This is a genomic window from Hyella patelloides LEGE 07179 (assembly GCF_900659865.1).
GTDB classification, from domain to species: Bacteria; Cyanobacteriota; Cyanobacteriia; order Cyanobacteriales; family Xenococcaceae; genus Hyella; species Hyella patelloides.
This window is the reverse complement of record NZ_LR214103.1, coordinates 1-6567: the sequence shown is the minus strand read 5'-3', so window position 1 is coordinate 6567 and position 6567 is coordinate 1. Positions and strand designations below refer to the sequence as shown.

The 6567-nt window shown below is 37.7% G+C and carries 5 protein-coding genes; all 5 read right to left on the bottom strand.

Going from position 1 to position 6567, the window contains the following annotated elements; translation table 11 throughout:
* Window positions 1-124: 124 nt before the first annotated feature.
* Window positions 125-958 carry a class I SAM-dependent DNA methyltransferase gene (locus H1P_RS29750; protein WP_144874561.1) on the bottom strand — a complete coding sequence of 278 codons (834 nt, stop codon included), beginning with the start codon at window positions 956-958 and terminating at the stop codon, window positions 125-127.
* Between the two features lie 186 nt (window positions 959-1144).
* The gene (locus tag H1P_RS29745) at window positions 1145-2131 is read right to left on the bottom strand and encodes a fatty acid desaturase (protein ID WP_144874559.1); all 987 of its coding nucleotides are present in this window, start codon (window positions 2129-2131) and stop codon (window positions 1145-1147) included.
* 65 nt (window positions 2132-2196) lie between these two features.
* The gene (locus tag H1P_RS29740) at window positions 2197-3492 is read right to left on the bottom strand and encodes an MFS transporter (protein WP_144874557.1); all 1296 of its coding nucleotides are present in this window, start codon (window positions 3490-3492) and stop codon (window positions 2197-2199) included.
* A gap of 591 nt (window positions 3493-4083) precedes the next feature.
* On the bottom strand, window positions 4084-6153 hold the full coding sequence (locus tag H1P_RS29735; protein ID WP_144874555.1) for an aminotransferase class III-fold pyridoxal phosphate-dependent enzyme: 2070 nt from the start codon (window positions 6151-6153) through the stop codon (window positions 4084-4086).
* 13 nt (window positions 6154-6166) lie between these two features.
* Window positions 6167-6567, bottom strand: a 401-nt coding sequence (locus H1P_RS36720) for a hypothetical protein (RefSeq protein WP_186376224.1), incomplete at its 5' end; no start/stop codon positions are given.

Here is a 6567-nt window from a genome sequence, read left to right as displayed (position 1 = left end):
AATTACTATTCAATCGTCTGAGTTACATTTTTATCAACAATTTTGGCATCCTTCGGAAAATTTACCAAAGTGGGACATTACTATTGCTCCTCTGTGAATGGTAGTTTATTTTTGCGCAAGTCCCTTATTTTGTGATTTTTCGAGCAAGAGCGATTTCGATACTTTGGTTATCGTGGACGGGGAATAATAAGACATTAATCATTAGAGAGAGCATTTTTGAGGCGTTTTGAATCCCAAGTTTTTCAATGAAGGGAGTGAGCCAACCACTGTAGTATCCAAAATCAAGAAAATCATCCAAATTGGCAAAATCGATTTTTGGCTCAAACGTCTCTATCTGGCGGACTTCAAAACCATTTTCCTGAAAAATCTCTATGACTTCGCTACGCTCTTCGGGACAGCACACGATATCATAATCCAACTTAGAATTTCCCGAAAACCAGCGAATCAACTTGCTTGCCAGAGAATCTTCGATCTTTCTAAGGTTGGGGTAGCTAGTCATCGTTTGACCAATCAATGACCAATATGCTCCTTCATCAAGTAAGTTCCAGATTTTGGGAGCTAGTTCCCTCATCGGGACAAAACCTGTTACAAAGTGACTACAGATGAGATCGAATGACCGCTCAACATAATGGTGTTCAAGATTGGTTGCATTATCAACGATAGTTCTAAGGCTTGGAATTTTCCTCTTGGCAATGTCAAGCATTTTCTCTGAGATATCTATACCGAAGAGGTTAATTTCGCCTTCACATAGTAAAGCGACTTGCTCCAAAAATGATCCCGTACCAATGCCAATATCAAGAACTTGCAAAGGTGTTTTAGATTGCAAAAGATTTGTATTTTGGAGTTGAATAATTCCTTTTTGATAAGTAGAAGCATATATACCTCTAGCATCCATATCAAAACTAGGCGCAATTATTTCATCGTATTGACGCTGGATTATGTTGTGATTGTATATCATTAATTTAAATTTCCTGAATTTTTACTATTGGTATTTAAGTAACATTTAATGCTACTACTGGAAAATATACAAAAGGTCAATTAAATGGCGTTGCTGAATAGATTGTTGAAATAACTAAAAATTTGTTTTAATACAATGAAGTAGATTATTTTGACAATACAATAGGGAATGTCTTTATTCGCCTTTCTATTCATCATTGTTCTCTGGAAAAGAACATAAACATGCTTCTTTCTCATTCCAAAGCTTGAAATAAAAGGTGCGAAACGATTCTTTAATAGTGAGATACTTAGCGATCAAAAAAATAGGATGGCTCAAATGAGCATTACGCAGATGATAGTTGGGTACTTTAGGATTTAAATGGTGTATGTGATGATAACCGATATGACCAGTAAAGAAATGTAAGATTCGAGGCAGATTAAAGAAGGAAGTTCCTTCCATTGCTGAACGATGAAAATCCCATTCCTCATCGCGTGCCCAGTATACTCCCTCAAACGTATGTTGCACAAAAAATAGAAAGATTCCGACAGAGGAGCCAACCACAAAGATCGTTCCCTGTACAATAACTACTTTTACAATACCTAGCCAAAGCACAAGTGATCCCCAAAAAATAACTAAGGCAATATTTGTTACAAATATACTCCATCTGGAATCTGGGGTTTTCCCCGTCTGAGGCAAACGAAACAAAATTATAAATCCCAGTACCATATCAGCAAGAATCATGGTGATGGGTGAGCGATAGAGGCGATATCCTTGCTGCAACCAAAGAGATGCTGCATGATACTCACTAAGTGTCATGGTCCAAACATCTCCACGTCCACGATGATCGAGGTTTCCAGAAGTTGAATGATGCAGGGCATGTTCGTAAGTCCAATGTCTATAGGGGACAAAAAACAACATTCCCAAAATAAACCCCAGTAGATTGTTAAAGTACTTGCTGGGGGAAAATGAGCCATGTCCACAATCGTGAAAGATAATGAAAATGCGGATATAGAAGCCAGAGGCAATGATGCTTGTGAGGATCGTTAGGAAGATATTCACACGTATCTCCCAAGCAGCAAGAGCCCAGAGTGCGGTGTAGGGCACAAGTGTGTTGATTAACTGAAACAATGCTAACCGCCAGTCCGACTTGGCAAAGGGAAGTGTAAGAAAAACAGGATTGATTTTGGTCGTCATAAGTTTAACTGTTGGCGTTAAATTAATAGAGGTTTTTTCTATCTTTTAATCTTTTTGATAAACAACTATTTATCTTCTATGTTTCTCAAAGGTTTGTACTGATATGAGATTGCAGTTATGAGAATATTCAATCCTCCTAATAGAATAAACATCAACCCAATACCTCGACCATTTCCCGTTCCAATAAACTTTCCGATAGTCGAAGCTAATAAGCCATCTTGAAGCATTAAAGGTTCAAAAATTTTGTCGGCTAGAGGACCAGCAATAAGATAAGCTAAAGGCAAACTAGAATATGCGATCGCATTATTAAAAGAAAAGACTCTTCCTTGTATATCTGGACTAACTTTTTTTTGCAAAATAATTTGCATACAACTATTGACAAAAGGTAGCCCTAAAAAGAACAGAAAACTAGCAGTAGAAAAAAGTAGCACTGAAGGATAAATACCTGCAACAGCGATCGCAAATCCTTGAAGAAACATAAAATAAAAAAACAGATTGATATATTTTTTTCTGCTATTTCCCCAAGTACCTACTAAAATGCTGCCGATTATCATGCCAATACCGCCAAAAGACAAAATTGTACCTAGTTGAACTTCTGAAGCAAAAGAAAGCACTAGAGGATAGATCGACACTTGCACGATTCCTACTAGAAAATTGCTTCCAGCAAAGAATAATGATAGAGCCATAAGTCCGTAATGAGCTTTTAAATATCGCCAACCATCAAGAGTCCGAGACAATACCGATACTTTAAATGTTTCTTTAGAAGCTGTTGTTTTATGGTTAGGAAATCGGACAAAAAGCAAAATAGCTAAAGCAAACACAAAACTGACTAAATCTAAGGTAAAAATTCCTGATAAATGGATAAACTCTAAAAGAAACCCTGCTAAAATAGGAGATACAAGTTGCCCTACCGCTTGCGATAACTGGGTCATGCTGTTAGCTCTAGCTAAATGTTTTTGAGGAACGAGTGTTGTAGTAGCAGCAGCAAAAGCAGGGATTTGAAATCCACTAACAATTGAGATCGCAATACTTGCTAGATAAATATGCCAAATTTGGATATTTTCCGAAACTAACAATATGATAAGAGCGACAGTAGTTATGGCAGCACCACAATCGCTGAAAATCATTACCCAACGTCGATTCCAACGATCTATTAATATCCCTGCAAAAGGAGAAATTACGACCATAGGAAAACTACTCGCCAGAATCAGGAAGGATAATTCGGTAACAGAGCCATGTTGTTGATAAACCCAAACATCAAGAGCAAAGTTACTCAAACCCGAACCTAAAATGGAGACTAACTGACCCAAGCAAACTGTCATAAAGACGGATATTTTTTCATTTTTTAGCGTTTTAAGCATTGAATTTGTATATTGTCCGTAAAAGACCCAAATATTGATAGAATAACTACTTTAAATCCTTTTTTCTAACTTGTTTAGCACTTTTTAAAATTGATGACACGCCCTATTTATCAAGAAACAGATATCTCAACACAATAGGTATTTCGTAAAGTAGTACAAGGAAAAATCTCAAAATACCTGGAGAGTACTTCCGATTGAAAATTGTCATGTCATTTTCGATGGGGTAAAACTTATGACTCCAGACCTGAATTTTATGAAATAAAAGAAAAACAATTAAGTACAACCAAAGCCACGGGAGAGATACGTAATATGTAAACGTGCAGACTCCTGCAACAAAAAGTGTTGTGGCTACTAATACTAAAATCGGAAGATTGGATGCTATGAGAATTAAAAAGCTTGACCCTAGTACGACCATTATCCAAGGCGATGGTATTAAGCCATAAACGATTCCGTAAAATGAGTACCAAATTCCCCATAAGCTTATTAGATGTATGACATTAATCCCAAACTGTGAATGACGGCAGAGATGACGCTGGTAAAGCTCTTCAAACTCAACATCGATTAAACTCATAGGATGTTCTGATAATCGATTCATAATTTGTTCCTTGTTGCTGAAACTATTGCGATGAGAGCCTTAGTAAAGAGTTGAAAAAATGGTTTCTTTAATGTTTCTATGACTGTGGAGCAAATCTCTCGCACTTCTTGCTTCCTTATGGTTAATGGCGGTGTAATTTTTAGTACGTTGGGTTGAGCTTGACAAAAACCGACTAAGACAGGATGGGAAGAGTGATTCAAAAGATCGAGTATGTAAAATGAAAATAGTTGTTTAGCAAACCAGCGTTGAGGCAAATAATTATCGTTTAGTTCAATCCCGATTAATAAGCCAAACACTCGTATATCTCGCACCGCTTTACAAGAAGCCAAACCTTCAGAAAGTAGTTTCTCGAACAATATTCCCGATTCTTTGATTTGTTCTTTAAGTTGGATGTCTTCGGCTTGTTGAAGCAAGTTTAATACTGTCCGATAGCCGATAGGGTAATTATGCCGATCTTCAATCTGCTCTAATATTTGGGACTCCATCGCGTTCAATTTTTGCCGAATAGTCTCGCTATACTGAACTATGCCAAATGGAAACATCATGTCAGAAGTTCCCTTACCCAACACTAATAAATCTGGTGTTAATCCCAGAAAGTGCGATCGCGAAAGAAATCCCGTTCGGTACATTCCTGTTTGAACTTCATCGATCGACAATAAATAGCCGTACTGCTGTCGATGTGTTTGAATGTATTCTAGAACTCCCTCTGGTATGGATCTGACTCCGCTAACACCTTGGATTAACTCAATTTGAACTACTGCAACCGAATACTGGTTCATAGCTGCTTCAAACTGTGCTATGGCATCTTTGGCAAACGGATCGATATAAAGCACATTTGAATAAAGTGGTTGGATGTTTTGCTTATACGAAGCACTCGAAGTTCCTGTCAATGCTAATAGAGTTTTACCACCAAAGCCCCCTTTTAAAACGATCGCGTATTGTCGGGGATATTGAACTGTTAGAGCCACTCTTAGGGCAGTTTCGACTCCAGATGCCCCGCTAACAACAGGTAAAAGACATTCTAGTCCCGTGTATTGATACAGTCGTTTGGCAAGCTCTGTTTTTTCGTCCTTGCTATCTATTGTTTGTAATTCTTTAACATAATTTGGTGGATTATGACCTCTTATACTACAAGCAACTCCACTAACACAATCAAATATTTGGCGATCTTCAGAATAAATAAAATTACCAGAAGCTCGAACATCTTTTGTCAGAAATTTCGTCAATTTTATTGCTTTTAATCGTGCCAGATTATAGCGATCGCCAAATATTCGAGCGCGAAACTTAATATCGTTCTGTATTAGCTCTAATTGTGGGGCAACACTATTAAAGAAACTGGAATCTGCATATTCAAGACAACGCATAAAGTGCAGACTCGTGACAGTATTGGGTTGAAATGTCGTCGAGTGAAAGTTTTCCTTGCCTGGTTGATTCCAGCAATCATAAAGTTTTTTTTGAGCAGTGAAGGCACTAAAAGGAACTTCGCGATCGACAAATGATTCGTCAAAAATTACAATGTCAGGGATTAGCTGTTTAACCTTTTTTGTCCGTGCTTCTCTTAGGGTAGCAAGGCTATTACGAGTTACACAAGCGATTGCAATAATATCATAATCTTCTATTAATCTAGCGATCTTGGTTGCCGTATCCTCTTCAGGTGCTAGGGTTACTAAAAAACCATAGTAATTTGGCGAGGAGACGAATTGTTGTAGTTGTTCGATATTGTTGGCAACGATTAGATCGGGGATAAATTTTATAGCTTCATCCTTAACTTTAGTCTCAACAAATGCTCCCAGACGATAATGGGGATCGAAGATTAATCCTCTAGTTGGTCGCTTGGCGATATTTGAGTTGTAGCGAGCAAGCTTGATCGCACCGCTAAGTGCTTCCTCAAAACTGTTAGCCAGGAAAGTCTGGTAGTCATGTTGTTGATTCCAGGTACTCTTGACGTATTCCCCCAGACAAAAACAGGTTTGAGTAACGTATGGATTGAGATAGAGTTCATAAAAGTTAGGGATGTTATTGCGAAGTATTTCCTCGAAGGTATTGGTCAAGGCGTACTTGAACATCTTTAATGGAAGATTAGCTAAAAGTTTTATGATGTTTTCCTAAGTGATAGTGGAGCGGTGCAAAATTGCGATGGAGATATTCTTCGATCATCTGGCGATGTTTTCTCAGCACGATAAAATCCACGGCGATGCGATCGCTTTCTCGAAATGGCGAGTTAAGATATTCGTTACGTTTTTTATAACGAAACTCAATCTTACGAATGGGTAGTGAAGTATGAGTATCCCAAAATTTAGCAAATTCTGACTCGGATAAAAAAACTTCTACATTCCAGAATAGATAAAGAGGAGGGAAATGAAGTAGTAGCCAAGAGATCAAAGGTTTCCGTTCTAGCTTATCCCATAATTTTCCAATCTCATCCCGTGGAAATTCGAGTTCTTCAGACTCGTTTTCTCTAAGAGCCTGACTATAATATT